Origin of the sequence: Winogradskyella sp. ECml5-4, assembly GCF_036903175.1 — a bacterium.
Classification (GTDB): Bacteria; Bacteroidota; Bacteroidia; order Flavobacteriales; family Flavobacteriaceae; genus Winogradskyella; species Winogradskyella damuponensis.
The window spans coordinates 1-1126 of sequence record NZ_JAYJLF010000062.1 but is presented as its reverse complement, the minus strand read 5'-3'; the positions used below and the strand labels follow the sequence as shown (position 1 = coordinate 1126).

Here is a 1126-nt window from a genome sequence, read left to right as displayed (position 1 = left end):
AACACGTTGCCACACATTTGAAAATAAGAACATTGAGAAAAATTTACTTACTGACTTTAATGTCAATTATTTTATTTAACTGCCAAAACAAAACGGAATTGAGAACTGATTTACAGCCAATTTATTCAGATTCGAAAAACGCATTACAAGGAAACAATCTGTATGGAAAAGTTAAAAAAATTGAATATTACAAAACAACTTTTCAGAACACAGAAAATGAAGATAAACCTGTTCTGAACAAAATAGAAGAATACACCGATTTTGGAGAATTGAAAAAAGTAGAATACTTCGATAATTATGGAGAACTTACACAAACCAATGTTATTGATTATAACAAAACTCAAGAGTTCATAAAAAGTGTTTCAATTAACAAATCAAACGAATCGAATATTATTCAAACTTCGGAATATGATAATATCAAAAACACAAGTGAATTGAGTGTTTTCGTTAATGATACAATTGACCATAAAACAACTTTTTATTATGGAAAAAATGATTATCAAATAAAACGAATTTCTATTAAAGGAAATGATACGACCGAAGTTAATTTAGAATACGCTTTTGACGATAATGATAAAATAATATCTTCTACACAAAAAGAAAAAGGGAATGACAAATCAACGACAACAAATCTGTTTAAATATGACAATAACAACAATTTAATAGAATCGTCATATAAAACAGAATGGATGGAAATGATAAGCGAAACGGAATGGAAAGATGGAAGAATTTTTAAACAAACTTCTTATACAATATCAGCCGATTTAAAAAAGCATAAAAACAACATAACTGAATTTGATATTTTATATAATCCTATCAATTCAAAAGAATTCGAGGATTCAAAATTAAATCGAGAATTGAAATTTGATTATGAATTTGACAAAAACGGGAATTGGATTAAGAAAAATGTATCAATGAAAGAACATTTTAATAATTCAAAGGAATTCGTTCCAATTTATGTTGATACGAGAAAAATAAGTTATTGGAAATAAAAAACGTGTGGCAACAACGTGTATAATTAATGGCTAGTTCTCGCCTACTTACGAAAATCCTCGCGGATTTCTATTCGGTTTTTATTTGCTAAATTAGGTGCTTAAACACGCCACTAATCATACACAAAACCGTT

The 1126-nt window shown here is 27.6% G+C and carries 1 protein-coding gene; it reads left to right on the top strand.

Annotated features, from left to right (window positions below; genetic code table 11):
• A partial coding sequence (locus VDP25_RS17610; RefSeq protein WP_334471950.1) for a hypothetical protein occupies positions 1–992 on the top strand: 992 nt, incomplete at its 5' end.
• Between the last annotated feature and the right edge of the window lie 134 nt (positions 993–1126).